Annotated in this window: 21 protein-coding genes and 4 tRNA genes; 17 read left to right on the top strand and 8 right to left on the bottom strand. The window is 60.2% G+C overall.

The annotated features are described in order from the left end of the window. Nucleotides 1-192: 192 nt before the first annotated feature. Complete coding sequence (locus tag ABTV87_RS08440; protein WP_007950419.1) at nucleotides 193-417, bottom strand: hypothetical protein; 225 nt, start codon at nucleotides 415-417, stop codon at nucleotides 193-195. 954 nt (nucleotides 418-1371) lie between these two features. On the opposite strand from ABTV87_RS08440, the gene ABTV87_RS08445 reads away from it, so the two are divergent. After that, nucleotides 1372-1695: a hypothetical protein gene (locus ABTV87_RS08445; protein WP_081493545.1), complete on the top strand. Its 324-nt coding sequence runs from the start codon at nucleotides 1372-1374 to the stop codon at nucleotides 1693-1695. A 175-nt stretch (nucleotides 1696-1870) separates the two neighbouring features. Beyond that, on the top strand, nucleotides 1871-3235 hold the full coding sequence (rmuC, locus tag ABTV87_RS08450; RefSeq protein WP_273900421.1) for a DNA recombination protein RmuC: 1365 nt from the start codon (nucleotides 1871-1873) through the stop codon (nucleotides 3233-3235). Nucleotides 3236-3244: 9 nt separating this feature from the next. On the opposite strand, the gene ABTV87_RS08455 is transcribed toward rmuC, so the two are convergent. Both ABTV87_RS08455 and ABTV87_RS08460 read right to left on the bottom strand, forming a co-directional pair. Continuing rightward, a complete protein-coding gene (locus ABTV87_RS08455; RefSeq protein ID WP_433899241.1) occupies nucleotides 3245-6715 on the bottom strand; it encodes a hybrid sensor histidine kinase/response regulator in 3471 nt (1156 codons plus the stop codon). Between the two features lie 134 nt (nucleotides 6716-6849). Further along, nucleotides 6850-7392 carry a TetR/AcrR family transcriptional regulator gene (locus ABTV87_RS08460; protein ID WP_433899242.1) on the bottom strand — a complete coding sequence of 181 codons (543 nt, stop codon included), beginning with the start codon at nucleotides 7390-7392 and terminating at the stop codon, nucleotides 6850-6852. Nucleotides 7393-7483: 91 nt separating this feature from the next. On the opposite strand from ABTV87_RS08460, the gene ABTV87_RS08465 reads away from it, so the two are divergent. The 4 genes from ABTV87_RS08465 (at nucleotide 7484) to ABTV87_RS08480 (ending at nucleotide 12278) form a co-directional block, all read left to right on the top strand. After that, a complete protein-coding gene (locus tag ABTV87_RS08465) occupies nucleotides 7484-8671 on the top strand; it encodes an MFS transporter (protein ID WP_433899243.1) in 1188 nt (395 codons plus the stop codon). A gap of 53 nt (nucleotides 8672-8724) precedes the next feature. Continuing rightward, nucleotides 8725-9036, top strand: a complete 312-nt coding sequence (locus tag ABTV87_RS08470) for a cupin (protein ID WP_127797353.1) — start codon at nucleotides 8725-8727, stop codon at nucleotides 9034-9036. Nucleotides 9037-9141: 105 nt separating this feature from the next. Further along, nucleotides 9142-10293 carry a TDT family transporter gene (locus ABTV87_RS08475; RefSeq protein ID WP_433899244.1) on the top strand — a complete coding sequence of 384 codons (1152 nt, stop codon included), beginning with the start codon at nucleotides 9142-9144 and terminating at the stop codon, nucleotides 10291-10293. 110 nt (nucleotides 10294-10403) lie between these two features. Continuing rightward, nucleotides 10404-12278, top strand: coding sequence for an MFS transporter (locus ABTV87_RS08480; protein WP_433899245.1), 1875 nt, complete (start codon nucleotides 10404-10406; stop codon nucleotides 12276-12278). Between the two features lie 42 nt (nucleotides 12279-12320). Here the strand turns inward: ABTV87_RS08480 and sugE are convergent, their stop codons facing one another. The 3 genes from sugE to rdgC all read right to left on the bottom strand — a co-directional run bounded on the left by sugE (nucleotide 12321) and on the right by rdgC (nucleotide 14714). Further along, nucleotides 12321-12635, bottom strand: a complete 315-nt coding sequence (gene sugE, locus ABTV87_RS08485) for a quaternary ammonium compound efflux SMR transporter SugE (RefSeq protein ID WP_039769847.1) — start codon at nucleotides 12633-12635, stop codon at nucleotides 12321-12323. Between the two features lie 118 nt (nucleotides 12636-12753). Then, the gene (locus ABTV87_RS08490; protein WP_085608827.1) at nucleotides 12754-13719 is read right to left on the bottom strand and encodes a bile acid:sodium symporter family protein; all 966 of its coding nucleotides are present in this window, start codon (nucleotides 13717-13719) and stop codon (nucleotides 12754-12756) included. A 74-nt stretch (nucleotides 13720-13793) separates the two neighbouring features. Beyond that, nucleotides 13794-14714: a recombination-associated protein RdgC gene (gene rdgC / locus ABTV87_RS08495; protein WP_007950430.1), complete on the bottom strand. Its 921-nt coding sequence runs from the start codon at nucleotides 14712-14714 to the stop codon at nucleotides 13794-13796. Nucleotides 14715-14873: 159 nt separating this feature from the next. Here rdgC and ABTV87_RS08500 point away from each other — a divergent pair. From ABTV87_RS08500 to ABTV87_RS08515, 4 genes are all read left to right on the top strand, one after another. Next, a tRNA-Val gene (locus ABTV87_RS08500) sits at nucleotides 14874-14949 on the top strand. Nucleotides 14950-14968: 19 nt separating this feature from the next. Then, nucleotides 14969-15045, top strand: a tRNA-Asp gene (locus tag ABTV87_RS08505). Nucleotides 15046-15235: 190 nt separating this feature from the next. Then, nucleotides 15236-15311: transfer RNA gene (locus ABTV87_RS08510), tRNA-Val, on the top strand. A 19-nt stretch (nucleotides 15312-15330) separates the two neighbouring features. Next, a tRNA-Asp gene (locus ABTV87_RS08515) sits at nucleotides 15331-15407 on the top strand. A gap of 145 nt (nucleotides 15408-15552) precedes the next feature. Here the strand turns inward: ABTV87_RS08515 and ABTV87_RS08520 are convergent. Then, nucleotides 15553-16689, bottom strand: coding sequence for a catalase family protein (locus ABTV87_RS08520; protein WP_433899840.1), 1137 nt, complete (start codon nucleotides 16687-16689; stop codon nucleotides 15553-15555). 26 nt (nucleotides 16690-16715) lie between these two features. Beyond that, on the bottom strand, nucleotides 16716-18524 hold the full coding sequence (locus ABTV87_RS08525) for a di-heme-cytochrome C peroxidase (protein WP_433899246.1): 1809 nt from the start codon (nucleotides 18522-18524) through the stop codon (nucleotides 16716-16718). 270 nt (nucleotides 18525-18794) lie between these two features. On the opposite strand from ABTV87_RS08525, the gene ABTV87_RS08530 reads away from it, so the two are divergent. From ABTV87_RS08530 to ABTV87_RS08560, 7 genes are all read left to right on the top strand, one after another. Next, entirely contained in the window at nucleotides 18795-19511 is a 717-nt protein-coding gene (locus ABTV87_RS08530; RefSeq protein ID WP_007950433.1) for an FKBP-type peptidyl-prolyl cis-trans isomerase, read from the top strand. Between the two features lie 294 nt (nucleotides 19512-19805). Then, nucleotides 19806-20261: a YkvA family protein gene (locus ABTV87_RS08535; protein ID WP_007950434.1), complete on the top strand. Its 456-nt coding sequence runs from the start codon at nucleotides 19806-19808 to the stop codon at nucleotides 20259-20261. Between the two features lie 114 nt (nucleotides 20262-20375). Further along, on the top strand, nucleotides 20376-20717 hold the full coding sequence (locus tag ABTV87_RS08540; RefSeq protein WP_262158083.1) for a helix-turn-helix domain-containing protein: 342 nt from the start codon (nucleotides 20376-20378) through the stop codon (nucleotides 20715-20717). Beyond that, nucleotides 20714-21085: a hypothetical protein gene (locus tag ABTV87_RS08545; protein WP_003223109.1), complete on the top strand. Its 372-nt coding sequence runs from the start codon at nucleotides 20714-20716 to the stop codon at nucleotides 21083-21085. Before ABTV87_RS08540 ends, ABTV87_RS08545 begins: the two co-directional genes overlap by 4 nt. Further along, nucleotides 21086-21493: an SEL1-like repeat protein gene (locus ABTV87_RS08550; RefSeq protein WP_085608825.1), complete on the top strand. Its 408-nt coding sequence runs from the start codon at nucleotides 21086-21088 to the stop codon at nucleotides 21491-21493. A gap of 226 nt (nucleotides 21494-21719) precedes the next feature. Continuing rightward, the gene (locus tag ABTV87_RS08555) at nucleotides 21720-26486 is read left to right on the top strand and encodes an RHS repeat-associated core domain-containing protein (protein WP_433899247.1); all 4767 of its coding nucleotides are present in this window, start codon (nucleotides 21720-21722) and stop codon (nucleotides 26484-26486) included. After that, nucleotides 26486-26836, top strand: coding sequence for a hypothetical protein (locus ABTV87_RS08560; RefSeq protein WP_433899248.1), 351 nt, complete (start codon nucleotides 26486-26488; stop codon nucleotides 26834-26836). Before ABTV87_RS08555 ends, ABTV87_RS08560 begins: the two co-directional genes overlap by 1 nt.

Genomic DNA, 26836 nt, shown 5'->3' on the forward strand with positions numbered 1-26836 from the left:
ATCACGCCGCTTGAGTTGAAGTGTAGTGTCATATTCGCGACGTAAAGGCCTGTTTTTAAAATATTTCCGGCGAGGCGTTATAACCGTTATATCGGTTAGTGATTAGGCAGAAAGTGGCAGAAGTGAAACATCGGGCAATAAAAAGCCCCGCATTCTCAGCGGGGCTTTTGCTTTTGCAGCCATTTCGGCCTCTCAGGCGATCAATGCCTGACGGGTGCGATCAATCACGGCCTGCAGCGGTTCGGCGCTGGAGTATTGATCGGGGTACAGACGCTCGCTGTGGCGGGCGATCCCGTGTTCATTGACCACGGTGAAGCTGAAGCAGCCTTTGCGAGCGGCCATGATCAGGCAGTTCATTGGAGCAAAAGCGTTGGTTAGGGTGCGAATGGCATCCTGAGTCTGGATTTGAGTCGACATAGTTATTAGGTGTTCCTACAAATGACACGGATAAGAACCGTGCAACGTTAAAACGTTCCAGTAACGTCAACCACCATTGGTCGAACGAAGAACCCGACTGGAACAAGGCAGCCAGTTCGAGCGCTATAAAAGTTGGCGCGCTTGGGCTGGCAGGTAGGTACTTAGGAGGACAGGCAACATATCAAGGGCAGAGGTTCTGGGCCCTTGGTGAAGATCCTGATCAATTTGCAGGTTGGTTCGGTCAGAGTAAGTGGTCTTCGCAACACCCTTTGCATTCGATTCAAAGGCTGTGTCGTCGCAAGATTTACCTGGAAACCATCGAGGGGTCGATCCCGCTTTTTTCAGTGAAGGTCTCTGTGAGAGAAACTTGACCGTGGGGGTGTGTTCGACCGGAATTGACTTTCAGCTTGGTACTAACGCCGCGGATACTAACGGAACGAACCGCAGAAGGCAAACCCGATGATCAAAAAAACTCCGGGGACATTGTCCAGGCCCCGAGTCTGCCCCGATCTGGCTCACATCATGACCGTCGGTCGCCACGACATGGCCGGCGCTGAAGCTCGGCGCAGGGGCTTATCCCCAGTCCGAATGCCAAAACGACCCGAAAAGGCGCATCGATATAACCGCGTAACAGGTACTTGTGCACATTAGTTGCGCAGACTGTAACGGCGCTGTCACAACGATCCTGACCCCGATGGCTGCCTGCATCGAAAGTTTAAGTCAATGAAAAACATCGCTTTTTTTAACTGGTGAAAAAATCGTCAGTTTGACTGCGAGCCCCATTCCACAAGGCTTTGCGGCGACTGGAGGACGGTTGTCCACTGAGTTATCCACAGCTTCTGTGGATTGTCCCGAGCGCTTGCTCTAGCACGGGCGTGCCGGGTTTTTTTCGACTTTACCTGTGCGAAAAAAAGAGTAGAGTGGCGCGCCTTCCGATCTGTCCCACAGTGCTTTATGAAGTTTCGTTCAGCTCCAGAATCTGTTACCTCCCAACCTCCTCGTGTTACCGCTCCCAAGCGATTTTCCGTGCGCGTGGCCGAATGGCTGCTCGACAGCCCGCGCCTGGGCGACAGCCAGAATGCCAAGCATCTCGCCGGCCGCCTGCTCAAGCAACCGGCCCGGGAAGGGGTGGTCGCCGCGCAAAGTCGTCTCGGTCAGTTGATGTGCCGCGAGTGCGGCAATGCCCGGGATCGCCGGATCGGCCAGGACCTGCTGCGCCAGGCCGCCCGCGCCGGTGACCGCCGCGCGCAACAGGAACTCGGCCTGATCGAAGACTGAGCTGTCCAAGACCTGGCGCCTTGGTTAACCTTCAGGCTTTATCGGATCGGCGGGAATCACTATGGCGATGGACTTGACCAGCATCCTGCTGGGGCTGGCAGGCGCGGCCGTGCCGCTGCTGGCACTGGCCTGGCAACTGCAACGCCGGGCCAGTCAGAACCAGTCTGAAGTCGCGTTGCTCGAAGAGCGACTGGCCATGGCGCAACTGGCCCAGGACGGCCTCACTGCTCAACTTGAAGCCTGCCGCGATGAAATCGCCGACCTCGGCCAGGCCAATGCCTCCAAACAAGCTGATCTCGCGGCCGTGCGCCGGGAAGTCGAGCTGTTGCAGATCGAGCGCGATGACGCCCGTGACGCTGCCCACGCCTGGAACCTCGAACGCGCCAACAAGGAAGCCGAATTACGGCGCCTGGACGCCCAGGCGGCTTCGCTGAATGCCGAATTGCGCGAGCAACAGGAAAGCCATCAACAACGGCTGGATGACCTGCAAGGTTCCCGCGACGAGCTGCGCGCCCAGTTCGCCGAACTGGCCGGCAAGATCTTCGATGAGCGCGAACAACGCTTTGCCGAAACCAGCCAGCAGCGCCTCGGCCAATTGCTCGACCCGTTGAAGGAGCGCATCCAGTCGTTCGAAAAACGCGTCGAGGAAAGCTACCAGGCCGAAGCCCGCGAGCGCTTCTCGCTGGCCAAGGAACTGGAGCGTTTGCAGCAACTGAACCTGCGCCTCAGCGACGAAGCGACCAACCTGACTCGCGCCCTGAAGGGCCAGAAAACCCAGGGCAACTGGGGCGAGCTGATTCTCGAGCGTGTGCTTGAGCATGCCGGGCTGGAGAAGGGCCGCGAGTACCAGACCCAGGTCAATCTCAAGGGCCCGGACGGCGAGCGTTTCCAGCCGGACGTGATCATTTATCTGCCGGGCGACAAGCAGGTGGTGGTCGACTCCAAGGTCAGCCTCACCGCGTATCAGCAGTACGTGGCTGCGGACGACGATGCCATCGGCCAGATCGCCATGAAGCAGCACGTGCTGTCCCTGCGTAGCCACGTCAAAGGCCTGGCCGGCAAGGATTACAAGCGTCTGGAAGGTTTGCACAGCCTCGATTTCGTCTTGCTGTTCGTGCCCATCGAAGCGGCGTTTTCAGCCGCGTTGCAGGCCGAGCCGACGCTGTTCCAGGAAGCCTTCGACCGCAACATCGTGATCGTCAGCCCGACCACGCTGTTGGCCACTTTGCGAGTCATCGACAGCCTGTGGAAGCAGGAGCGCCAGAGCCAGAACGCCCGGGAAATCGCCGAGCGCGCCGGTTGGCTGTACGACAAGTTCGTGTTGTTCATTCAGGATCTGGACGAAGTCGGCAATCGCTTGCAGCAACTGGACAAGGCCTACAGCGCGGCGCGAAACAAGCTGACGGAAGGGCGCGGCAACCTGGTCAGCCGCAGCGAACAGCTCAAGCTGCTCGGCGCACGAGCCAGCAAAAGCCTGCCTGCAGACCTGCTGGAGCGCGCAATGACCGACGCCGACGGGTTGGTCGAACTGCCTGAATAAGCCGCTCTGCTAGAGCGGCAAATAGCGACTCAACAACGCCCGCAACGCCGCCGGTTTCACCGGTTTGGCCAAGTAATCCAGTCCCGCCGCGTGCACCTGCGCCACCGTTTCCGGATGCCCGTCGGCGCTGATCACTACGCCCGGCACCGGCTCGCCCAGCCTTGTGCGCAACCAGGCCATCAGATCGGTGCCGGTTTCGCCGTGATCGAGGTGATAGTCGACCAATGCCAATTGTGGCCGCACGCCGTCGTCGAGCAGCGCCGCACATTCTTCGCGGTTGCGCGCGGTCCAGACCTGGCAGCCCCAGCGTGTGAGCAAACTGTTCATGCCGATCAGAATGCTGTCTTCGTTGTCGATGCACAGCACCTGCGCACCGCTGTGCAGTTTGCCATTGATTTCCACCGTCGCCGGCGCCTGCACGGTCTGCGCTTTGGCCAACGGCACGCGGACACTGAACACGCTGCCGCGCCCCGGCCATGAGCGCACGCGCAAGGTGTGGCCGAGCACGCGACACAGGCCATCGGCGATCGCCAAGCCCAGGCCCAGGCCTTTTTCGGCGCGGGTCTGGTGACTGTCGAGGCGTTTGAATTCCTCGAAGATCACTTGCTGTTTGTCCTCCGGAATCCCCGGCCCGCGATCCCACACTTCCAGACAGATTTCGCCTTTTCGCCGACGCACGCCCAGCAGCACCGGGCCTTTTGCGTAGCGGAACGCGTTGGTAAGGAAATTCTGCAGAATGCGCCGCAGCAGTTTGATGTCGCTGTCGATGCGCAGCTGACTGCCCCGTACCCGGAAACTCAAGCCCTGTTCCTGAGCCAGCGCCTTGAACTCCGCGCCGAGAATATCGAACAGCTCATTGACCGCGAACGGCTTGCGATCCGGGTTGATCTTGCCGTTTTCCAGACGCGAGATGTCCAGCAGGTCGCTGATCAGGTCTTCGGCCGAACGCAGCGAGCTGTCGAGGTGCTGTACCAGTTTCTGCGCTTCGCCGCTCAGGCCGTCGTCCTGATGGGAGAGGGCGGCGGAGAACAGCCGCGCCGCGTTCAACGGTTGCATCAGGTCGTGACTGACGGCGGCGAGGAAACGGGTCTTGGACTGGTTGGCCGCTTCGGCATTGCCCTTGGCTTCGGTCAACGCGACGTTGAGTTGCGACAGTTCCTGAGTCCGTTCGCTGACCCGTTGCTCCAGCCCTTCGTTGGCTTCGGTCAGGGCCTGTTCGGCTTCGCGGAACGCGGTGATGTCGGTGAAACTCATGACGAAACCGCCGCCGGGCATCGGGTTGCCGATCAGCTCGATCACCCGGCCGTTGGGGAAAAGTCGCTCGGAGGTGTGGGCGCGGCCCTGACGCATCCAGTGCAGGCGTCGGGCAACGTGAACTTCCGCTTCGCCGGGGCCGCACAAGCCACGTTCGGCGTTGTGGCGAATGATATCGGCAATCGGCCGGCCGACGCTGATCAAACCGTCCGGATAGTTGAACAGCTCCAGATAGCGGCGATTCCAGGCCACCAGTTTCAGCGACTGGTCGACCACACTGATGCCTTGGGTAATGTTTTCGATGGCGCCTTGCAGCAGTGCGCGGTTGAACTGCAGCACTTCCGAAGCTTCGTCGGCGATCCGGACCACGTCCTCCAGCTGCATTTCCCGACCTTCGATGGCGGCTTTTACTACAGCTCGCGTCGAAGAGGCGCCAAGGACACCCGCCAGCAATCGCTCGGTGTGGGCGATCCATTCACCGTCGGCGTTCTGGTTCGGGTTGAAGCCTTTGCCCTGGCGATAGGCGAAGCGGATGAAGCTCTGCCGCGCACGTTCTTCACCGACAAAGCGTGCCGCCAGTTGCAGCAAATCGTCGATCTGCACCGCCAGCATCGAGCGCGCGCTCGGCCGTGCGCTGATTTCCTGTCCGATAAAACGTCCGGCCTGCCAGTGCTCCGACACCCGGGTGCGTGACAGCACCGAGACCCAGGCGAACAACGTGAAGTTACCCGCCAGCGACAGCACCACACCTTGGGTCAGCGGGGTAATCGGCAGGTTCAGCGGGTTGCTGTGCAGCCAGGCAAGGCCGGGGAAGCTGTCCAGCGACCAGCCGAGGCTGCGCGCAGCGATCGGCAGGATCAGGGTGTAGAACCACAGGAATGTGCCGGCAGCGAGGCCGGCGAACACGCCACGACGGTTGGCCTGTTTCCAGTACAGCGCGCCGAGCATCGCCGGGGCCAGTTGGGTGACCGCCGCGAAAGCAATCTGGCCGATGGTCGCCAGGCTCGCGGTCGAGCCGAGCAAACGGTAGCTGACGTAGGCCAGCAAAAGGATCACCACAATGCTGACCCGACGCACCGAGAGCATCCACTGGCGGAACACTTCGAACGGGCGCTCGGCATTGTTGCGGCGCAGCAGCCACGGCAACAGCATGTCGTTGGAGACCATGGTCGACAGCGCCACACTCGCCACGATCACCATGCCGGTGGCCGCCGAAGCGCCGCCGATAAACGCCAGCATCGCCAGCGCCGGGTGGGCCTGGGCCAATGGCAGGCTGATAACGAAGGAGTCGGGGATGACCGAGCTGGGCAGCATCATCTGACCGGCCAGGGCGATCGGGACTACAAACAACGCGGCCAGTGCGAGGTAGGCCGGGAACACCCATTTGGCCAGGCGCAGATCCTGCGGGTCGATGTTCTCCACCACTGTTACGTGGAACTGCCGGGGCAGGCAGATGATCGCCATCATCGCCACGCCGGTCTGCACGACCATTGATGGCCAGTTGATGGTTTCTTTCCAGTATTCCTCAAGGCGCGGGGCGAGCATTGCCTGATTGAACAGGTCGTCGAAACCGTCATACAGCCCATAGGTGACGAAGGCGCCGACGGCAAGGAAGGCGAACAGTTTGACCAGCGACTCGAAAGCAATCGCCAGCACCATGCCCCGGTGGTGCTCGGTGGCATCGAGGTTGCGCGTACCGAAAACGATGGTGAACAGCGCCAGCACCAGCGACACAATCAGCGCGGTGTCCTGGGCGCGGGTGCCCATGGCGTCGGCGCCGGCACCGATCAGCAAGTTCACGCCGAGGACGATGCCTTTGAGCTGCAAGGCGATATAGGGCAGAACGCCGACCAGACAGATCAGCGCGACCACCACCGCCAACGACTGGGATTTACCGTAACGGGCGGCGATGAAGTCGGCGATGGAGGTGATGTTTTCCTGTTTGCTGATCATCACCATTTTCTGCAGCACCCACGGTGCACCGAGCAGCAGCAGGATCGGCCCCAGGTAGATCGGCAGGAACGACCACAGTTGTTCGGCGGCCTGGCCGACCGCGCCAAAGAATGTCCAGCTGGTGCAATAGACCGCCAGCGACAGGCTGTACACCCAGGCACGCACCCGTGGCGGCAGCGGTGTGCTGCGACGGTCGCCGTAGAAGGCGATGGCGAACATGATGGCCATATAGGCCAGGGCGACGGCGGCGATCAGCCCGGTGGACAACGACATGGAACACTCCCGACAGAAAACGACCGGACTCGCGCCCGGTCAGACAGTCTCGCACGGGCGCGGCGGTTAGTCAGTGTCGACCAAGGTCTTGGCGTGGCGGGGTGTCGCAGGAACAGAACCGGGCAGTTCTGTGGTCAGTCCGGTTTGAGCGCGATGTCGATCAGCCGGTGCAGTTCTTCGACTTCCAGCGGCGCTGCCGAAAACAGAATGCGGAACACCACCGGGGACACCACCAGATTGATCAGCCGATCCACGCTCGGCGCCGTTTCCTCGGGGTGGCGCTCGATGATGGTCTGCAATTGCGCGCCGATGATCGCCACGCAATAGCCCGGCGTCGCGCTCGCCTGCACGTCGCGCATCATGTTGCGTCCGGGTTCCGAGCTCATTTCGTCGAGATATTGTTCGGCCCACGCGCGGATATCGCTGCGCAGGCTGCCGGTTTCAGCCGGCTCGCTGTCGGGGCGCATGCGGGCGAGGGCGACGTCGGCCAGCAACGCCGCCAGATCGCCCCAGCGCCGATAAATCGTCGACGGCGTCACCCCGGCGCGCGCCGCGATCTGCGGGACGGTCACCGTCGAGCGCTCCTGTTCTTGCAGAAGCGCGCGAACTGCCGAGTGAATCGACTCCTGCACCCGGGCGCTGCGACCGCCGGGGCGTAAACCTTCTTTAATAGCCATGCGGCAGACCTTAACACAAAGAATTTGCTTTAAGCGCAGGCCGAGAGCACACTCCGCAAAAGCAAAAAATTAGCTTTTGCGGAGTGTGCCCATGACCAGCCTTGCTTCCCACCGTTCCAGCCTGTGGTTTCTGGCGATCACCTTACTGAGTTTTCTCGCCGCTTCCACTGCGCCGACGCCGTTGTACCACCTGTATCAGGATCAGCTGCATTTTTCGGCAGCGGTGCTGACCCTGATTTTCGGCGTCTACGCGCTGAGTCTGTTGGCCGCGTTGCTGACGGTCGGGTCGCTGTCGGATCACCTGGGACGCAAACCGGTGATCTTCGCCGCCGTGACGCTCAATGCGCTGGCGATGCTGCTGTTTATCTACGCCGACAGCGTGGGCTGGTTGATCGGCGCGCGAGTGCTGCAAGGTTTCGCCACCGGCATGGCCACCGCCGTGTTGAGCGCGACGCTGCTGGACACTGATCGCCAGCAGGGGCCGTTGATCAACAGCGTTGCGCCTTTGCTGGGCATGGCGTTGGGCGGCATGGGTTGCGGCTTGCTGGCCGAGTTCGCTCCGGCGCCGTTGCAGTTGACCTATTGGTTGCTGCTCGCGCTGTTTGTGTTGCAGGGCATTTATGTCTGGCGCCTGCCGGAAAGCGTTTCGCCGCAGGCCGGGGCGTGGGCCTCGTTGCGGCCGACCCTGCATGTGCCGGTTCAGGCGCGTTCGACGCTGTGGCGAGTGTTGCCGTTGAACACCGCGACCTGGGCGCTCGGCGGTTTTTATGCCTCGCTGGCACCGTCGCTGGTGCGCACGGCCACCGGCTCCACCTCCAACCTGATTGGCGGCGCGACCGTGGCGGCACTGACCGTGACCGGTGCGTTGATGATCTTCACGTTGCGCAATCGTCCTGCCTCCCGAGCGCTGCAACTTGGGGCGAGCCTGCTCCCGGCCGGTATCGTGTTGATTCTGCTGGGCGTGCACAGCGCCAGTCTGTCGCTGTTCTTCTTCGGCACGCTGGTGGCCGGTTGTGGCTTTGGCTCCGGTTTTCTCGGTGCAGTGCGCAGCCTGGTGCCGTTGGCATTGCCTCATGAGCGGGCTGGTTTGATGTCGGCGTTTTATGTGCTGAGTTATCTGGCGTTCTGCCTGCCGGCGTTGCTGGCCGGGCACTTCACTCACAGCGTGGGTCTGCTGGCCACCACCGATGTATATGGTGCGGTGCTGATCGTGCTGGCGGTTGGTGCGCTGCTGATGAGTTTCCGGGCGCAAGCGACCAAGACCTGCAGCGCTCCATAACAACTCTGGATTCGGTTAGCCTTGGCCAGGCCATTCTTCTCACGGATCAACGCATGAAGATTATCCGCAGCAAGACCTTCACCGCCGAGCGCGCCTGGGGCGCGCTCGACATCGCCAACATGAACGGCATCACCACGCGCCTGCACTGGACTGATCAGCCGTACAAATGGCACGTCAATGATGGCGAAGAAGTGTTTGTGGTGCTCGACGGTCAGGTGCTCATGCACTACCGCGAAGAGGGCGAGGAGAAACAAGCCTTGCTCGATGTCGGTGACATCTTCTACGCGTCCATCGGCACTGAACACGTCGCTCATCCTCAGGGCGCGGCGCGGATTCTGGTGATCGAAACCGAAGGCAGTGTTTGACTGCATATCTGCAAAACAGATAACAGTTAGAGATATTACCCGTTATATAGATATTCGATTCGGTTCTACCATGAGCTCAACCTCACCTGAGGACAGGAGTTCATGATGATTTGCCCCAACAGCGCCAAACCCGGCATCAAGCCATTCAGCCAGCTTCAGCACCCGCGTGAAGTGATCCGCCAATTCACCCCGAACTGGTTCGCCGCGACCATGGGCACCGGCGTGCTGGCGTTGGCGCTGGCGCAATTGCCGGTGTCCATTCCCGGCCTGCACGCCGTGGCCGAAGGGCTGTGGTTGTTCAACATTCTGTTGTTCGTGCTGTTTACCGCTGCCTACGCCGCGCGCTGGATTCTGTTCTTCGACGAAGCGCGGCGGATCTTCGGCCACTCCACGGTTTCGATGTTCTTCGGTACCATTCCCATGGGTCTGGCGACCATCATCAACGGCTTTCTGCTGTTCGGTCTGCCGCGCTGGGGCGACGGGGTGATTCAGCTGGCCGAGGTGTTGTGGTGGTTGGACGTGGCGATGTCGCTGGCCTGCGGTGTGTTGATTCCCTACATGATGTTTACCCGTCAGGAACACAGCATCGATCAGATGACCGCCGTCTGGCTGCTGCCGGTGGTGGCCGCGGAAGTGGCGGCGGCCAGCGGTGGACTGCTGGCGCCGCATCTCGCCGATGCGCACTCGCAACTGGTGGTGCTGGTGACCAGCTATGTGCTGTGGGCCTTTTCCCTGCCGGTGGCGTTCAGCATCCTGACCATCCTGTTGTTGCGCATGGCCTTGCACAAACTGCCCCACGAAAACATGGCGGCGTCGAGCTGGCTGGCTCTCGGCCCGATCGGGACCGGAGCCTTGGGCATGTTGCTGCTGGGCGGCGATGCCCCGGCGATCTTCGCGGCCAACGGCTTGCCAGGCATCGGCGAGATGGCTTCGGGGCTGGGGCTGGTCGCCGGGATCACGCTGTGGGGTTTCGGTTTGTGGTGGATGTTGATGGCGCTGCTGATCACTTTGCGCTACTTGCGTGACGGCATCCCGTTCAACCTCGGCTGGTGGGGATTTACCTTCCCGCTGGGCGTTTATTCGCTGGCCACCCTGAAACTGGGCAGCACGTTGCACCTGACATTCTTCAGTGTGGTCGGTTGTGTGCTGGTGACGTTGCTGGCGGTGATGTGGCTGATCGTTGGTAAACGCACGCTGCAAGGTGCGTGGCGCGGCGAGCTGTTTGTTTCACCGTGCATTGCAGGTTTGAAGAAATAACCTGCAAAGATTAGGTAATGTGTGGCCTGGATCGCGGTTCGAGATTCTTATAAGCGTAGCCAGGCCACTCGCTACCTTCTCTTTCCAAAAACAACAGGGTCACACGGAAGATGAGTCACCCCTCACAGTTCAACCTGCTGCGCACCCGGCGCTTCCTGCCGTTCTTCATCACCCAGTCGCTGGGCGCGTTCAACGACAACGTGTTCAAGCAGTCGCTGATCCTCGCCATTCTCTATCGGCTGACCATCGAAGGTGACCGCTCCATCTGGGTCAACCTGTGTGCGCTGCTGTTTATCCTTCCGTTCTTCCTGTTTTCGGCATTGGCCGGACAGTTCGGGGAAAAATTCGCCAAGGACGCGTTGATCCGTCTGATCAAGCTGGCAGAAATCGCCATCATGGCCGTGGGATCCGTCGGCTTCCTGTTCGATCACCTGTCGCTGATGCTGGTGGCGCTGTTCGCCATGGGCACGCACTCGGCGCTGTTCGGGCCGGTGAAGTATTCGATCCTGCCGCAGGCATTGCGAGAAGACGAACTGGTCGGCGGCAACGGGCTGGTGGAGATGGGCACGTTCCTGGCGATCCTGGCCGGGACCATCGGCGCCGGTGTGATGATGTCGTCGGCCAATTACGCGCCGGTGGTGTCCGCCGCGATAGTCGGCATCGCCGTGCTGGGTTATCTGGCCAGTCGCAGCATTCCTCGCGCCGCAGCGGCGACCCCGGAAATGCGCCTGAACTGGAACATCTTCAGTCAGTCGTGGGCCACCTTGAAACTCGGCCTGGGGCAGACGCCTGCGGTGTCGCGCTCGATCGTCGGCAACTCGTGGTTCTGGTTCGTCGGGGCGATTTATCTGACGCAGATCCCGGCCTACGCCAAGGAATGGATGCACGGCGACGAAACCGTGGTCACCCTGATTCTTACCGTGTTTTCGGTCGGCATCGCGCTGGGGTCGATGCTGTGCGAGAAGCTTTCCGGGCGCAAAGTCGAGATCGGCCTGGTGCCGTTTGGCTCGTTCGGTCTGACCGTTTTCGGGCTGTTGCTGTGGTGGCATTCCGGTGGAATTCCAGAAAGCGCCGCTGGCCACAGCTGGACTGAAGTACTGGGCTTCGGCCATGCCTGGGCGGTGTTGCTTGATGTGCTGGGCCTCGGGATCTTCGGCGGTTTCTACATCGTGCCGTTGTACGCGCTGATCCAGTCGCGCACCGCCGAAAACGAGCGGGCGCGGGTGATTGCCGCCAACAACATTCTCAACGCGCTGTTCATGGTGATTTCGGCGATTGTCACCATCGTGTTGCTGAGCGTGGTCAAGTTGTCGATTCCTCAGCTGTTCCTGGTGGTGTCGCTGCTGAACATCGGCGTCAACGCCTACATCTTCAAGATCGTCCCCGAGTTCAGCATGCGTTTCATGATCTGGCTGCTCAGCCATTCCATGTACCGCGTCGAGCATCGCAACCTTGAGGCGATTCCCGATGAGGGCGCGGCGTTGCTGGTGTGCAACCACGTGTCGTTCGTCGATGCCTTGCTGATCGGCGGCGCGGTGCGTCGGCCGATTCGTTTTGTCATGTACTACAAGATCTACAACCTGCCGGTGCTGAACTTTATCTTCCGCACGGCGGGGACGATTCCTATCGCCGGACGCCAGGAAGACATTCAGATCTACGAAAAGGCCTTCACCCGGATTGCCCAGTATCTGAAGGACGGTGAGCTGGTGTGCATCTTCCCGGAAGGCAAATTGACTGCCGACGGTGAGATCAACGAGTTCAAGGGCGGGCTGACGCGAATTCTCGAGGAGACGCCAGTACCGGTGATTCCGCTGGCGTTGCAGGGGTTGTGGGGGAGTTTCTTCAGTCGCGATCCCGATAAGGGTTTCTTTCACCGGTTGTGGTCGCGGGTGACGCTGGTGGCGGGTTCGCCGGTTGCCGTTGAAGCGGCACAGCCAGCGGAGTTGCAGGCGTTGGTCGGGGAGTTGCGCGGGACAGTCAGGTAGTTGGTTGGAAAGCCGCCACCCCTGACGGATGGCGGCAACGGCTCAGGCGCTGACCTTGAGCCCGATCAGTCCGGTGACGATCAACGCCACACTGGCCAGGCGAATCAACGCCATCGATTCGCCAAACAGGATGATCCCGGCAATCACCGTGCCCACGGCACCGACGCCAGTCCAGATCGCGTAAGCCGTGCCTAGCGGCAATTCCTTCATCGCTAGCCCGAGCAGGCCAAGGCTGACCGCCATGGCGGCAACGGTGAGAACGGTGGGAAGCGGACGGGTGAAACCATCGGTGTATTTCAGGCCGACGGCCCAGCCGACTTCGAACAGGCCGGCGAAAAACAGAATGATCCAGGACATGAAAGACCTCCATCGATTGACGGGGCCGTCCCCAGATTGAAAACTCGATTGAGCCGCAGGGTCGTCCCCGCGTGGCGCACATACTACCTAAAATTGTGCGCCGCGCCTTGATCCGGAATCAGTCGGCCGCCTGTTGCGCCAACGTTTCACGGTCTTCTTTTTCGCTCATCCGCCGGAAGTACGTCGAAAGCAGCGCCCCGGAAATGTTGTGCCACACACTGAACAACGCGCTCGGCACCGCCGCCAGCGGCGAGAAGTGCGCACTGGCCAGCGCAGCCCCCAACCCCGAGTTTTGCATGCCGACTTCCAGCGCCAGGGATTTGCGCTGCGGCAGCGGCAGGCCGAACAGGCGGCCGGTGAAATAACCCAGCAGATAGCCGAAGCTGTTGTGCAGCATCACCACGGCCATGATCAGCAGGCCGGATTCTGCGATTTTCGCCTGACTGGCGGCAACCACGGCAGCGACGATGATCACGATGCTGACCACTGACACTAGCGGCAACACTTCCACCGCGTGGCGGACCTTGTCACCGAGCACACGTTGCGCGACCACGCCGAGGATGATCGGCAGCAGCACCACTTGCAGGATCGACCAGAACAACTCCATGAACGAAACCGGCAACCACGCCGAAGCCAACAGCCAGATCAGCGCCGGTGTCAGCAGCGGGGCGAGGAGGGTGGTGACGGCGGCGATGGCCACCGACAGCGCCAGGTCGCCACGGGCCAGCCAGGTCATGACGTTCGAGGAGGTGCCGCTCGGGCAGCAACCGACCAGAATCACACCGACGGCGATTTCCGGCGGCAGATGAAAGATCTGGCACAGCAACCATGCCATCCCCGGCATGATCACGAAATGCGCGACCACGCCCAATGCGACGCGCCATGGATGGCGGGCGACGGCGGCGAAGTCGTCGAGTTTGAGGGTCAGGCCCATGCCGAACATCACCAGCCCGAGCAGTGGCACGATCGCGCCTTTGAGGCCGAGAAACCAGGCCGGTTGCAGGAACGCGATCACCGCGAAAATCAGAACCCAGTAAGCGAAGGTGTTGCCGACAAAACGACTCAGTGCAGCCAGTGCGCGCATGGCCTGTTCCTTATTATGTGAAAACGCCACCGAAGCGGTGGCGTTTGAAGATAACCCAAAGACTGCGCAGAGGCTTAGATGCCCTGCGGAGTCTCTTCACCGCCCAGTGCTTCAACCAGCGCCGGCAGGAAGTCGCCGAACGTCAGCATCATCAGGGTGAAGCTGGCGTCCAGTTGGCCGAGGGCTTCGTCGCCGCCGTCCTGTTCCGCCTGATCCTGCAACAGATCTTCGAATTTCAGGCGCTTGACGGTCATCTTGTCGTCGAGCATGAACGACAGTTTGTCCTGCCAGGCCAGCGACAGTTGAGTCACCACCTTGCCGGTGCTCAGGTGCAGCTGGATTTCTTCGCTGGTCAGGTCCTGACGCTTGCAACGCACGATGCCGCCGTCTTCGTGGGTGTCGCGCAGTTCGCACTCGTCCAGCACAAAGAAGTCCGGGGCGGCTTGCTGGGTGGTGACCCATTCGGTCATCACGGCAGTCGGCGCGGTTTTCACGGTCAGCGGACGAACCGGCAGGGTGCCGATCACTTCACGCAGGGTGGAGAGCAGGTCTTCGGCGCGTTTCGGGCTGGCCGAGTTGACCAGGATCAGACCCTGTTTCGGCGCGATGGCGGCGAAGGTCGACGAGCGGCGAATAAAGGCGCGCGGCAGGAAAGCCTGGATGATTTCATCCTTGATCTGATCGCGTTCCTTCTTATAGACCTTGCGCATCTGCTCGGCTTCGATCTCTTCGACCTTTTCCTTGACCGCGTCGCGCACGACGCTGCCCGGCAGGATGCGTTCTTCTTTACGGGCGGAGATCAGCAGGAAGTCACCGCTGACGTGCACCAGTGGAGCATCTTCGCCTTTGCCGAACGGCGCGACGAAACCGTAGGTGGTCAACTCCTGGCTTGCACATGGACGCGCCAGTTTGGTGGCCAGTGCAGTTTCCAGCGCCTCGGCATCGACAGGCAGGTCTTGGGTCAGGCGATAGATAAGCAGGTTTTTGAACCACATGGGGTGAGTCTCTCCTTTATACAAAGGGGGGCATTATTGTCTTCGCCGGGTCATAGGCCAACCCTTCTCTAAGCCTTTGGAAGGGCTAAGAAAATTAATTAAAAAAGTGCTTGCCAGAGGTTGGGTCGCTCCGTAGAATGCGCGCCACACCGAAGCGAAGGGTGATTAGCTCAGCTGGGAGAGCGTCTGCCTTACAAGCAGAATGTCGGCGGTTCGATCCCGTCATCACCCACCATTCGTTTCAAGTGTTTAGCGCAGCGGTAGTTCAGTCGGTTAGAATACCGGCCTGTCACGCCGGGGGTCGCGGGTTCGAGTCCCGTCCGCTGCGCCATATTCGGTAACCTGGACCACTGAACGCCAGGTCACCACGGAAAAACCCGCCAAGGCGGGTTTTTTTCTGCCTCGAGTTGTACATGCGGGATGTGTCGTTTCACCGGTTTTCGGATTTATTTGAAAAAAACTTCAATTAAATCAACACATTACGAAAATCTGTGGCATAATGCGCCCCGTAACGAAGCGAAGGGTGATTAGCTCAGCTGGGAGAGCGTCTGCCTTACAAGCAGAATGTCGGCGGTTCGATCCCGTCATCACCCACCATTCGTTTCAAGCGTTTCGCGCAGCGGTAGTTCAGTCGGTTAGAATACCGGCCTGTCACGCCGGGGGTCGCGGGTTCGAGTCCCGTCCGCTGCGCCATATTCGGTAATCTGGAACACTGAACGCCAGATCACCACAGAAAGCCCGCCTGGTGCGGGCTTTTTGCTGTCCGGGATTTGGCTTTTGCCGGGCCTGAACATGAGAAAGCGACCTTTAACGGTCGCTTTTTTCGTTTCTGGCGCTGCTATTGTGCCGAGTTGCGACTGTGACGGTAATTGCTGACCGCTTCATACACCGCTTTGCGCAGGCGGTTGATCCCGCCAATCGGGCGATGAGCGTCGATGCCGAACCAGGGATTGAACGACAGGTTGTCGCATTGCAGGTTCAGCGCCGGGGTGTCGAAGTCCTGCGGGGGCAGGGTGATCCTCGCCACTGTCTGGAATGGGCTGTCCTGTTCGCGCCATTCGATGCTGGTGTCTTCAATCGGCATGTACTTGTTCGCGTCCTGTCGCTGGATCTGCAACACGAAACACGCCGGAATCCGGTCAGTCGACAGCTGTTGATTCAGCGCGCTGCGCAGGAAGTTCGGCAGATCCTGGTTCTGTTTCGGCAAGGTGTAAGCGGGGCAGCGCTCCGGATCCGGCATTACCCGGAACTTGGCATTGGCCTCGCCGAACTTGTAGGGCGATACCGAGAAGTATGTCGTGCGGGTCGGGCTTTCTGGCGGTGGCGATAGGGTCGCCAGTGCAATGAACAGATGCCGGATCTGCCAGCTGCGCGGATCCCACCCCGGAAAAAACGCCATGACCTTCTTGCCGTCAGCCTGCGCCGCCACATTCTGACGATACTCGGCGACATCGCTGACAAAGAAGTTCGGGTGACTGAACATCACGAAATCCTGCTCGTGCAGCCCCTGACGATCACCCAGCAACTGCTTGCCCGGCACATCGAGCAATTTGAGCGCCATGCCTCGGGCATCTCGGATGCTGTCGAATTGTGGATAGGCGTTGCCGTTGGACAGGCGCATCGTCGCTTTCCAGAGCTTGCCCGGTTCGCTGAAGACGCCCTGGCGCAATTCCTGAGCCAGATCCGGCAACACCTGCACATCGGCCTTCACGCAGCCATGGGCCTTGGCATGGGCGTCGCGCAGGTAGCGGGTGCTTTCGCGATGCTGATCGACGATGCGCACGGCGGTCTGAATCACGTCCTGGGTCATGGCGGCTTCGCCATCTGGAATCTGTTCCAGTGCCGACACCGGGCCACGGTGCTGCCAGGCGAACCACGCGGTGCTCAGGGCCCAGCCGATCAGGCCGATCACCAGCAGGATCAGCAGGGTTTTACCCAATAACCGTCCCAGCCAGAGCCAGAACCGCGCCAGCATCGAAGGTCTTTTGAAGGAATTGAAGATCATGGCAGTTGCGCCTCCAGCGGGCCGCCCAGCACTTTCAGGTATTCCAGCAGCGCCCAGCGCTCTTCTGGCTGCAGCAGTCGGCCAATGACGCCGTTGCCGCGCTCGCCGGCGCGGAATTCGTGGCCGCTGTTGTGGTTGCCGGTGATGCGGGTGTCGAACAGGAAACCGTTGGTGAAGGCTTCGGTGCGGTAGCCCAGATGGCGCGGGTCGTATTCGAAGGTGCCTTTATAGAAGGTGGTGGCGCGCTCGTCCTGAGGCGACAGCAACTGATAAAGGCTCGGCACCGAGCCGTTGTGCAGGAACGGGGCCGTGGCCCATACGCCGGCAAGCGGACGCGCCTTGTAGGCGACTTTTTCGCGAACGCCAATCGGCAGACCGAAGCCATCGAGTTGTGGTTTTTCGGCGGCGGTGACGCCCGCTTCACGGTACGCACGGTTTTCCACGAAGGCGGTGACGTAAGCCAGTCCCTTGGCCACTGAAAGCTGGCTGAGATCCAGCGGCTCCTTGGGTTTGGGGTGCAACTTCACGTCCATTTGTTCGAGTTCCGCCGGGTTCCATTGCAGGGCGGTCAGGTCGAAACGGTGATTGGCAATGTTGTTGGCGGCATTCGGGTCGGTGCCGATGACATCCACCGGGAGCATGTGCAGGTGTTGCACCCAACGCTCGCCTTCCTGGGTCTGGCGCGGAACATGGCATCCGGCGCAATTCTCGGCGAACAGGGCTCGCCCCTTGGCTGCCAAGGGTTTGTCGACGACGCCGAGCACCTCTTCAGACCATGCCGGAGGTCGCAGTTTTTGCAGGGTTTCTTCGATCTTGTGCAGATCACGCACACGTACGCTGGAGGCATAGCGATCATCGCCCTGCAGCGGCTGGCCGTTGGCGTCGAAGAAATTCAGGGTGGCACCGACGCCCAGCGCCTCGCCGATATTGCGTGCCATCGGTTGTTGCGCCGAACCGTTCCACTGCACCCAGTCGAAGGTCCACATGTCCCACAGTTGCGGGTAATCCACCGGGGCGTTGGCCACGCGGTAATTGCTCGGGGAGATCGCATCGCCGAAGGTCGCGTTGGCGATACGCCCGAACGCATCGGTGCGGCCGGGGCCTTCTTCGGTGGGGTAGAGGCCACGATGGGTGTCGTTCCAGGCCACTTTGATGAAGGTGTTCAGTGAGCTTTTGAAGTCTTTGCGCAGTTGTTCGTGGCGGGCGTCATAGTCGTTGCCCAGCACGTGGCGGGCGAAGCGCTCGAATTTCCACGGGTTGTAGTAAGTCGAGGTGAGACTGGCGACCAATGCCTGTCCGAAACTTCCGCCGCGCAATGTAGGAACGCTGGAAGGCAACACATGCTGGGCCGAGCCACCGTCGATGCGTATTGCCTGGCCATTGAAGTGCAGTTCACCGGTGTGGCAGGCCGCACACGTGATGTCGAGATATTGCTCGGAGCTGCCGGGATTCTGGTGCCGGGCGAAACCTACCGGCAGATTGCCCGGGTTGTCCGGCGTGGCTTTCTGTTGCGGGTCGATCAGAAAGCCAAAGCGCGCGAGGTATTCCGGGGAGGCAAAACGTTGCTGCGAGAACGGCAGCTCCAGCGCCTGAAACCATTCGTAACGAAGGCCTTTGACCTGCGTCCCCTGCGGAGTGAAGTAGTAGGTCTGGCGTTCTTGCTCAGTCCACTGGTTCAGGTAATGCACCTGTTTTGCGGGCGCGGGAAAGGGCAATCTCGGATTGGCGACATAGTAAAAAACCACCGCCAGGACCAGTCCCAGCAGCACCACGATCAGCGTCAACACACGGTATAAGAGGCGCAAGATGAACATCCTTGTCGAGTTGTTGCGCTGTTATGCCTGAGCCAAGCCATGTGCGGCAAGTGGCCATTACGCCAAGTGTTGTGGGAAGCGGCATCAATCGCTGTCGGCGAAAGATGACAGAAGCTTCATCGTGCCTTTCGCCAAATGCTTTTTAATCCCTGAACTTATCGGAAGATTCCTGCTCTCATGCCGGTAGCCATTGGTCGTGGCGGCCTGATAAGCTCGCGGCTTTACTCGATTGCCCTTTCGGCGCATGAACAAGGAAATAGCATGAAACAGCATCGGTTGGCGGCGGCGGTTGCCCTGGTTAGCCTGGTACTCGCGGGTTGTGACTCGCAGACCAGCGTAGAGCTGAAAACCCCGGCGCAAAAAGCTTCCTACGGTATCGGCCTGAACATGGGCAAGAGCCTTGCTCAGGAAGGCATGGATGATCTGGACTCCAAAGCGGTAGCCCAGGGCATCGAAGATGCCGTCGGCAAGAAAGAACAGAAGCTGAAAGATGAAGAATTGGTCGAAGCTTTCGCCGCGCTGCAAAAGCGTGCCGAAGAGCGCATGGCCAAGATGAGCGAAGAGTCGGCAGCCGCCGGCAAGAAATTCCTCGAAGAAAACGGCAAGAAAGCCGGCGTGACCACCACCGCTTCCGGTCTGCAGTACGAAGTGGTCAAGAAAGCCGACGGCCCACAGCCTAAGCCTACTGACGTCGTGACCGTTCACTACACCGGCAAGCTGACCAACGGCACCGTATTCGACAGCTCCGTCGAGCGCGGCAGCCCGATCGATCTGCCGGTCAGCGGTGTGATCCCGGGTTGGGTCGAAGGCCTGCAACTGATGCACGTTGGGGAGAAGTACAAGCTGTATATCCCTAGCGATCTGGCTTACGGCGCACAATCGCCAAGCCCGGCAATCCCGGCCAACTCGGTTCTGGTTTTCGACCTGGAACTGCTGGCCATCAAGGATCCAGCCAAAGAAGACGCCGCCGCCAAGTAATCTGCGCCGGTCTCAACAACAACGCCTCGCTTATGCGGGGCGTTGTTGCATCTGGACGATGGTCGGCGTAAACAGACCGAACCGATGCCGGTCATGGCAGTCCTAGACTTTAAGGTTGCCCGCGCTAGACGCCCGGAGCCGCCAAGTCAATGAAATATTGGGTTTTTTTATGTGAGTAAAAAACGCCCGATCTGAGCGCAGCCCTTATGAAACGGGGCTCTCAGCGCTGAAATGCAGCTCTGTTCACAAGGTTATCCACAATTTGTGTGGATAACATTTCAACGGGAGAAATAAATGAAAGCGCCGTGGAATTTCGCCCGATTCCTGCCTTTGGCCGGACGCTTGCTGGCTCGAGGCCGCTTGCCGACCTTGTTGTTCGCCGTGGCCAGCAAAGGCGCCGCCCAGGGCAATCGTCTCGGCAAGCTGAAGGACGATCTGCGTCTGTTGCAGGCACTGTGTCTGGCGTACTGGCGCGGCGAGTACCGCGCGATCAGCGCCAAGGCGATCGTTTCGGTGGTGGCCGGTCTGATGTACTTCCTCAGTCCGGTGGATGCGATCCCCGATTTCATTCCCATGTTCGGCATGCTCGATGATATCGCCGTCCTCGCCTGGCTGATGAAAACCCTCGACGATGAACTGAATGCCTTCCGCCTGTGGCGTCAGCGCCAGGCGCCGGAAAAGCTCAGAGTGGTCGAGCGTCTGCCCGATACGCCCGAGCAACTTCAGCTTCAGGGGCCGAAAAAGTCCTGAATCGCGACAGCCTCTTACACAGATAGATACCCCCCACGACCTTGGCCGCTGTTAGGATTACACTTCTAGGGAAAAGTGCCGACTCGCTAAGTGTTGTTGTCCTACGGGGTAGTCATGGATATTCAGATAATTGCACGCGATGGCGAACCCGAATATGCGGTTCTGCCATGGGCTCAGTATCAGGCTCTACTGAAAGCAGCAGGCATTAACGAAGCACCGTCGCAACCGGCTCCAGCGTCGCTTGCGGCAACCCCGGACCCGATTCTTCCAGGTCTGGATCAGTTACGCAGTTTGCGCGAAGGGAAGGGCATCGCCATCGAGGCGCTGGCCCGCACGGTAGGCATCAGCCCGTCTTACCTGGCCATGATTGAAAGTGGCGAGCGTCTGCCCGACGCCGCGATTCGCCGCAGCCTGGCCTGGGAGTTGACGGTGCCAGGGTGGAGGGAACAATCGTGAGCGTACGCATCAGTCGTCAACATTGGGACGGATTGCTGGGGGAGCTGGATCAGGCGCGCAGGCAGCGCCATCTTTTGACTTATCGAGCCTTGCTTGAACGCCTGCAACTGCCCACGCCGGCCATGCAGACATTGACCGCTGCACTGGAGCATCTCGCAGCACTGGACGCGAAAGCCGAACAACCGTTGCGCAGCTCGTTGGTGATCAGCCAGGGTGCCAGCCGCCTGCCACGCACCGGTTTCTTTGAGTGTGTCGAGCGTCTAGGGCGCTTTTCCGGGCCGTCCGACGGCGTTGCCGCCGCCTCCTGGCATGCTTCGGAAGTGGTGCGGGTCTTTGAGTACGAGTACCCGGAATCGGCGGAGGCCTGAGTGTTTTTACGACTCAAGGCGCGGGCAAGTTACTGGCTGGCCCGTAGGCTGTTTCACTGGTCGTGGTTTGTCCGTCAGCCCCGCGGCTGGCGCTGGCTCGAAGGACAGTTTGCGCGCATGGCCAACCTGGGCGATGTCGGCGCGCAAAGCTTTTACGGGCACATCCTGACGTTTCGCGGGGTTGGCCTGGGCGCACGTGAAGAGGGTGTGCGGTTGTTGCGACTGGCGGCGCTGGCCGGGGATGGCAAGGCGGCGTATCAGGTCGGTGTCATCAGTCTTGCAGGTACGCCGAGCAAAGCTCCCGATCCTTCGGAGGCCGCTCGCTGGTGGACCATGGCCGCGAAGGCCGGGCACCCGTTGGCCGAGCTCAAGTTGAAAGAGCTGGCCGGCCGAGACGCTTCTCAATAAAACAATTCATCTGTTCTGTGAACGGGGCGTGAGGGAAACCTCCCGCCCCGTTTTTGCGTCTGCAGTTCGATAAAAAACAGTTACAGACTTCTCCTACATCCTCTGCCTACTCGCCTGACTTCTTTTCTGATTGATCCCCCGCAAAGTCCCTCGCCTGATTTTTGCGCGAGGGAACGCACATGTTTGACCCGGTTTTTCGTTTCGCCATGCGCATGGGAATGCGCTGATGGATGCCTTCACCCGCATCGAGCAAGAACTCGACAGCTTTCCTCGCACCCTCGATCTCTATCGCAAACAGCTGAAGCACTGGCTCAGTCGCTCGGCAGACGGCGTCAGTCATGCGGCCGATCTGCCGTCGCTGATGGGGATGGAGCGGATCATCCGTTTCGGCGAGCACAGCACGGCCGTTGCGACTGACGACAACCGTTTCTCCTCTGCGATCGTGCAATGCCCGGAATCCGGGCCGATGGAGATCGAGAGCAAGTTCGAGTCGGCGTACGACATTCCGTTGGGCGACATCGTTGTCGATGTGGTGGCGGTGGAGGGCGGTGCAGTCGAGTCGGTCACCCTCGATGCTCAGGGCAGGGGACTGTTCACCGGTGAGGCGGGCAAGTTTTATCGGGTGGTGGTGCACGGCGAGGCCAGCGAGCAGCAGGTTGATGCGCTTTTCGAGTCCTACGATGGCCTGACCCGGCAGCTGGATGGCTGGCTGCGCAGCGAGTGGCAGGGTTTCAAGCCGCAGTGGTCGCAGTCGGTGGCCACTGCGGCCGGGAACGGCATGCTGGCCGGGAGCTGGGCGGCGATCGAGGGGGTGTGGGACAGCATCGGGTTGCTGTCGGAGATTCTCAAGGAACCCGGAAAGTTTGCCGAGCGGTTGGGCAGTGGCGCCGCACAGCTGATCGCGCTGGCAGAAACAGCGCCTGAAATGATGGAGAAGCTTCAGTTACTGGTCAGTGACGAGGCGGCGCTGTGCCTTTTGCTGCGTACCGCCAGCCTCTGGCTGGAAATGCTGCCTCCCAATGAGATTGCCGGAAAAACCGCCGAGGCGGCATCGATGGTGGTGGTTCAACTGCTGATCGATGTGTTGATCGGCGTTGTGCTGACCTTTGTCGGTGCCGGGGCGGGGATTGCGTATCTGACCTTGCGGCTGGCGGAGCGTGGCGCTCAGTTGCTGTCGGCGGTGGCGCGCCTGGTGAAGGCGATGTTCGGCATCGTCAGCACCTTCATCGGCTACGTGAACCAGTACAAAACCGTCGCCGCACGAGGCATCGCCGCCGGGGTGAAAAAGGGCCGCATGCAACTGCGCTGGGATGCCCGGCGCAATGCTTCCCTGAAAAAAGACGAGCACCACGACGACACGCCGGATCAGGCGAAGAACCCCAATGGTGACAGCGCCGATTGTGCACCGCTGACCTGTACCAATGGGTGTCCGGTGTCGATGGTCACCGGCGAAGAATTGTTGACGCTGACTGACGGTGTGCTTGATGGACTGCTGCCGTTCGAATTCAGTCGGTTGTACCGCAGCAGTGCGGCTGAGATCGATGTTGGGTTGGGGTTTGGCTGGAGCCATTCGCTGGCGCATCGGCTGGAGGTTGATGGCGCTGCGGTGGTCTGGGTTGACCATGAGAACCGGCGGACGCGGTTTCCGTTGCCGAGCGTTGAGCGGCCGGCGATTCACAACAGCTTGTCGCGGGCGGCGATCTTTCTCGGGGATGAGCCGGAGGAGTTGATCGTTGCGCTGGCGGGTGAGGCGGCGCGGTTTTATCACTTTCGGGCTGGGCGTCTGACGGCTGTTAGCGATGCCTACGGCAATCGTCTGACGGTGCATCGGGATCTTTCCGACCGGATTCAGCGCCTTGATAACGGCGCCGGGCGTTCCTTGTTGCTGCGCTATGAGCGGGCGCATCTGGTCGCGGTCGATTATCAGGTTTTTCGGGAGTCTGCCTGGCGTACCGAGCAGACGCTGGCCAGTTATCGCTTCGATGCTCGCCATCGATTGATCGAGGCGTCGAACGCGGTTGGCGAGACTGAGCGTTACGACTACGACGACCGGCACGTCATCCTGCAACGGCAGTTGAGCGGTGGCGCGAGCTTCTTTTGGGAGTGGGAGCGTTCCGGCAAGGCGGCGCGTTGCGTGCGGCACTGGGCGTCGTTTTCGCAGATGGATACGCGTTACGTCTGGGATGACGCCGGCCGTGTCACGGTGCATTACGTCGATGGGACTGAAGAGGCTTACGTCCACGACGACACGGCGCGATTGGTGCGTCAGGTCGCCGCCGACGGCGGTGAACAGCTCAAGGCCTATGACGCGCAGGGCCGGCTGGTCGCCGAGCAGGATGCGCTGGGCGCGGTTACCGAGTACCACTATGACGATGCCGGACGGCTGATCGCGCTGATTCCGCCGGACGATGCGCCGACGTCCTACGAGTACCGCAATGGTTTCCTGCACAGCCGTGCGCGTGGCGATGCGGTGTGGACGTACCGGCGCAATCCCCAGGGTGACATCACCGAAACGGTCGATCCCGACGGCCATGTCACCCATTACCACTACGACGCGCAGGGGCGGTTGCTGTCGATCCGTTATCCGGATTCGGGTCGGCACGTGTTCGTGTGGAACGACCTCGGACAACTGGTCGAGGAAAGTTTGCCGGACGGTGGGGTTCGGAAGTTTTCCTACGACGCTTTGGGGCGGCGGATTACTGCGCAGGACGAGCATGGCGCGATCACTCGTCATGCGTGGGACGCCGTTGGCCGGCTGATCCAGACCACCTCGCCGAATGGCGCCACTCGAGCCTTCAGTTACAGCGCCTACGGCCAGATCACCGCCGAACGCGATGAACTGGGGCGCATCACCCGTTACGAGTATGACGACGACCTGCACCTGGTCAGCCGGCGGATCAATCCTGACGGTACCCGGCTGCAGTACCGCTACGACCATGCGCAGTTGCTGCTCACGGAAATCGAGAACGAGTCCGGCGACAAGTACCGGCTGGACTACACGCCCACCGGACTGATCCGACAGGAAACCGGCTTCGATGGCCGGCGCACCGCCTACGCCTACGACCGCAACGGCCACCTGCTGGAAAAGACCGAGTTCGGCGACGACGGCACCACGCTAGTCACCACTTATGAGCGCGACAGCGCCGGACGTCTACTGCTCAAGACCCTGCCGGACGGGGTCGAGGTCAGCTACCGCTATGACCGTCTCGGTCGACTGGTCGGCGTGGATGACGGCCAGGATCACCCACTGGCCTTTGAATACGACCTGCAGGACCGGCTGGTGCGCGAGCATCAGGGCTGGGGCACCCTGCGTTACACCTACGACGCCTGCGGCCAGCTCACCCGCCTGCGTCTGCCGGACAACAGCAAGCTCGACTACCACTACGCCAAGGGCGGCGCGCTGACCGCGATCGACCTCAACGGCGCCTTGCTCACCCGTCACGTCTACCAGAACGGCCGCGAACAGCAGCGCCAGCAAGGCCTGCTGCTCAGCGAATACACCTACGACGAACAGGGCCGGTTAAGCGCCCACGCCGTAGGCCATCAACGCAGCGGGCTGTACCGCCGCGACTTTGCCTACAGCGCCAACGGCAACCTCGAACACATCGCCGACACCCGCCACGGCCAGCGCAGCTACACGTACGACGCCCTCGACCGGCTGATCCGCGTACGCCACACCCGCGACGATGTGCCGGAAAACTTCGCCCACGACCCGGCCGGCAACCTGCTGATGCAGGATCGCCCCGGTCCGACACAGATCAAAGGCAACCGCCTGCTGATGCAGGGCGACCGCCACTACGACTACGACGCCTTCGGCAACCTGATCCGCGAACGCCGCGGCCGCGCGCAAACCCTTGTCACCGAATACCGCTACGACAGCCAGCACCGCCTGATCGGCCTCACCCGTCCCGACGGCACCAGCGCCACCTACCAATACGACGCCTTCGGCCGCCGCATCCGCAAAACCGTCGACGGCCAGACCACCGAGTTCTTCTGGCAAGGCGACTACCTGATCGCCGAAAGCAGCAAGGAACAGCACCGCAGCTTCATCTACGAACCCGGCACCTTCCGCCCACTGGCCATGCTCGACGGCAAAGGCCCGAAACGCGCCTGCCCGTTCTACTACCAGCTCGACCACCTCGGCACCCCGCAGGAGTTGACCGACTACAGCGGTGAGATCGTCTGGTCCGCCAAATACAGCGCCTACGGCAAAGTCACCTCACTGGAACTGGCGACCGAAGACTATCTGAACCAGCCACTGCGCTTTCAGGGGCAGTACTTCGATGACGAAAGCGGGCTGCATTACAACCGGCACCGGTACTACGACCCGGACGTGGGACGGTATCTGACGCCGGATCCGGTGAAGCTGGCGGGTGGGCTGAACCAGTACCGGTACGTGCCGAATCCCACGGGGTGGGTGGATCCGTTGGGGTTGACGTCCAATTGTCCGCCGCCGAAAAAACCGTGTCGACCAGTGAAACATGGAACAACTGGCTCGGTCGTTAATGAAGGGGAGCCACCACTACCGAAGATGACCGCGCAAGAACGACGGGCGCGGATTGATGAATTGGCGGAGGAGAATGCTTATCGGCGTTTATATGAAATGGAAGATGCAGATAATGGAGAGCATTTTTTGGAAAAGCATGGTGCTCAAACTACATCGGCATCTCAACTCGAAAGGTTGAATTCAGGCAGGAATCCCACCACGGGTGAAATAGAGAGATACATTGGTGGTAGTAAAGATGGGGAACCAAAAATACCGTCTGCAGCAACACATTTTTTGAGTCATAGGGATCAATTGAACGCGATCTATAGGGCGCAATTGATTTTTAAGTATACGAATTTACAAGTTTCCAAGAGGCCTATTGATATGGGTAAAATTATTGGTGAAGGGTATAAAAAAGGAAGTCTTGAATATGGTAGGCAATCTAAGGCTGTGGTGATTCTTACGCCGCAGCAACGTGTCAGGACAGCTTATGCGGATTTTGACTAATGAATAAGTTATATAAAATTGTAGATATTAAGAATTTGCTTTTCGTTTTTGATATAGAGAATACGACGGATGATGCCAGAGAGAGATTGATAGTTTCGAAGGATGTGAATAGCCGATTAGAGCTTGCCGAGCTGTTTGACGATTTGTTGCGCGTTGAGTTTTTTGAATACACAACAAATGAGCAGGATTTGTTAATCGAGACTGTCAGATACTTCTTAAATGAAGGCGATGATTTTGAGCGGGTTTTTGGAAGGATGACAACCTACTTTGATGATGAGGTGGAAGACAGGAGGCAGTTTATGACCGTGCTTCTAGAATGTCTTTCAAGATATCGACGTGAAGTTTTATGA

It is taken from the genome of Pseudomonas sp. PSE1(2024), from assembly GCF_050990555.1.
In the GTDB taxonomy this organism is placed as follows: domain Bacteria; phylum Pseudomonadota; class Gammaproteobacteria; order Pseudomonadales; family Pseudomonadaceae; genus Aquipseudomonas; species Aquipseudomonas aphyarum.

What these genes read in the sequence shown, in the direction of transcription:
- ABTV87_RS08440 (WP_007950419.1), bottom strand. Translation starts at nt 417, where the DNA reads ATGTCGACTCAAATCCAGACTCAGGATGCCATTCGCACCCTAACCAAC.
- ABTV87_RS08445 (WP_081493545.1), top strand. Translation starts at nt 1,372, where the DNA reads ATGAAGTTTCGTTCAGCTCCAGAATCTGTTACCTCCCAACCTCCTCGT.
- ABTV87_RS08455 (WP_433899241.1), bottom strand. Translation starts at nt 6,715, where the DNA reads ATGTCGTTGTCCACCGGGCTGATCGCCGCCGTCGCCCTGGCCTATATG.
- ABTV87_RS08460 (WP_433899242.1), bottom strand. Translation starts at nt 7,392, where the DNA reads ATGGCTATTAAAGAAGGTTTACGCCCCGGCGGTCGCAGCGCCCGGGTG.
- ABTV87_RS08465 (WP_433899243.1), top strand. Translation starts at nt 7,484, where the DNA reads ATGACCAGCCTTGCTTCCCACCGTTCCAGCCTGTGGTTTCTGGCGATC.
- ABTV87_RS08470 (WP_127797353.1), top strand. Translation starts at nt 8,725, where the DNA reads ATGAAGATTATCCGCAGCAAGACCTTCACCGCCGAGCGCGCCTGGGGC.
- ABTV87_RS08475 (WP_433899244.1), top strand. Translation starts at nt 9,142, where the DNA reads ATGATTTGCCCCAACAGCGCCAAACCCGGCATCAAGCCATTCAGCCAG.
- ABTV87_RS08480 (WP_433899245.1), top strand. Translation starts at nt 10,404, where the DNA reads ATGAGTCACCCCTCACAGTTCAACCTGCTGCGCACCCGGCGCTTCCTG.
- sugE (WP_039769847.1), bottom strand. Translation starts at nt 12,635, where the DNA reads ATGTCCTGGATCATTCTGTTTTTCGCCGGCCTGTTCGAAGTCGGCTGG.
- ABTV87_RS08490 (WP_085608827.1), bottom strand. Translation starts at nt 13,719, where the DNA reads ATGCGCGCACTGGCTGCACTGAGTCGTTTTGTCGGCAACACCTTCGCT.
- rdgC (WP_007950430.1), bottom strand. Translation starts at nt 14,714, where the DNA reads ATGTGGTTCAAAAACCTGCTTATCTATCGCCTGACCCAAGACCTGCCT.
- ABTV87_RS08520 (WP_433899840.1), bottom strand. Translation starts at nt 16,689, where the DNA reads ATGCTGGCGCGGTTCTGGCTCTGGCTGGGACGGTTATTGGGTAAAACC.
- ABTV87_RS08530 (WP_007950433.1), top strand. Translation starts at nt 18,795, where the DNA reads ATGAAACAGCATCGGTTGGCGGCGGCGGTTGCCCTGGTTAGCCTGGTA.
- ABTV87_RS08535 (WP_007950434.1), top strand. Translation starts at nt 19,806, where the DNA reads ATGAAAGCGCCGTGGAATTTCGCCCGATTCCTGCCTTTGGCCGGACGC.
- ABTV87_RS08540 (WP_262158083.1), top strand. Translation starts at nt 20,376, where the DNA reads ATGGATATTCAGATAATTGCACGCGATGGCGAACCCGAATATGCGGTT.
- ABTV87_RS08555 (WP_433899247.1), top strand. Translation starts at nt 21,720, where the DNA reads ATGGATGCCTTCACCCGCATCGAGCAAGAACTCGACAGCTTTCCTCGC.
- ABTV87_RS08560 (WP_433899248.1), top strand. Translation starts at nt 26,486, where the DNA reads ATGAATAAGTTATATAAAATTGTAGATATTAAGAATTTGCTTTTCGTT.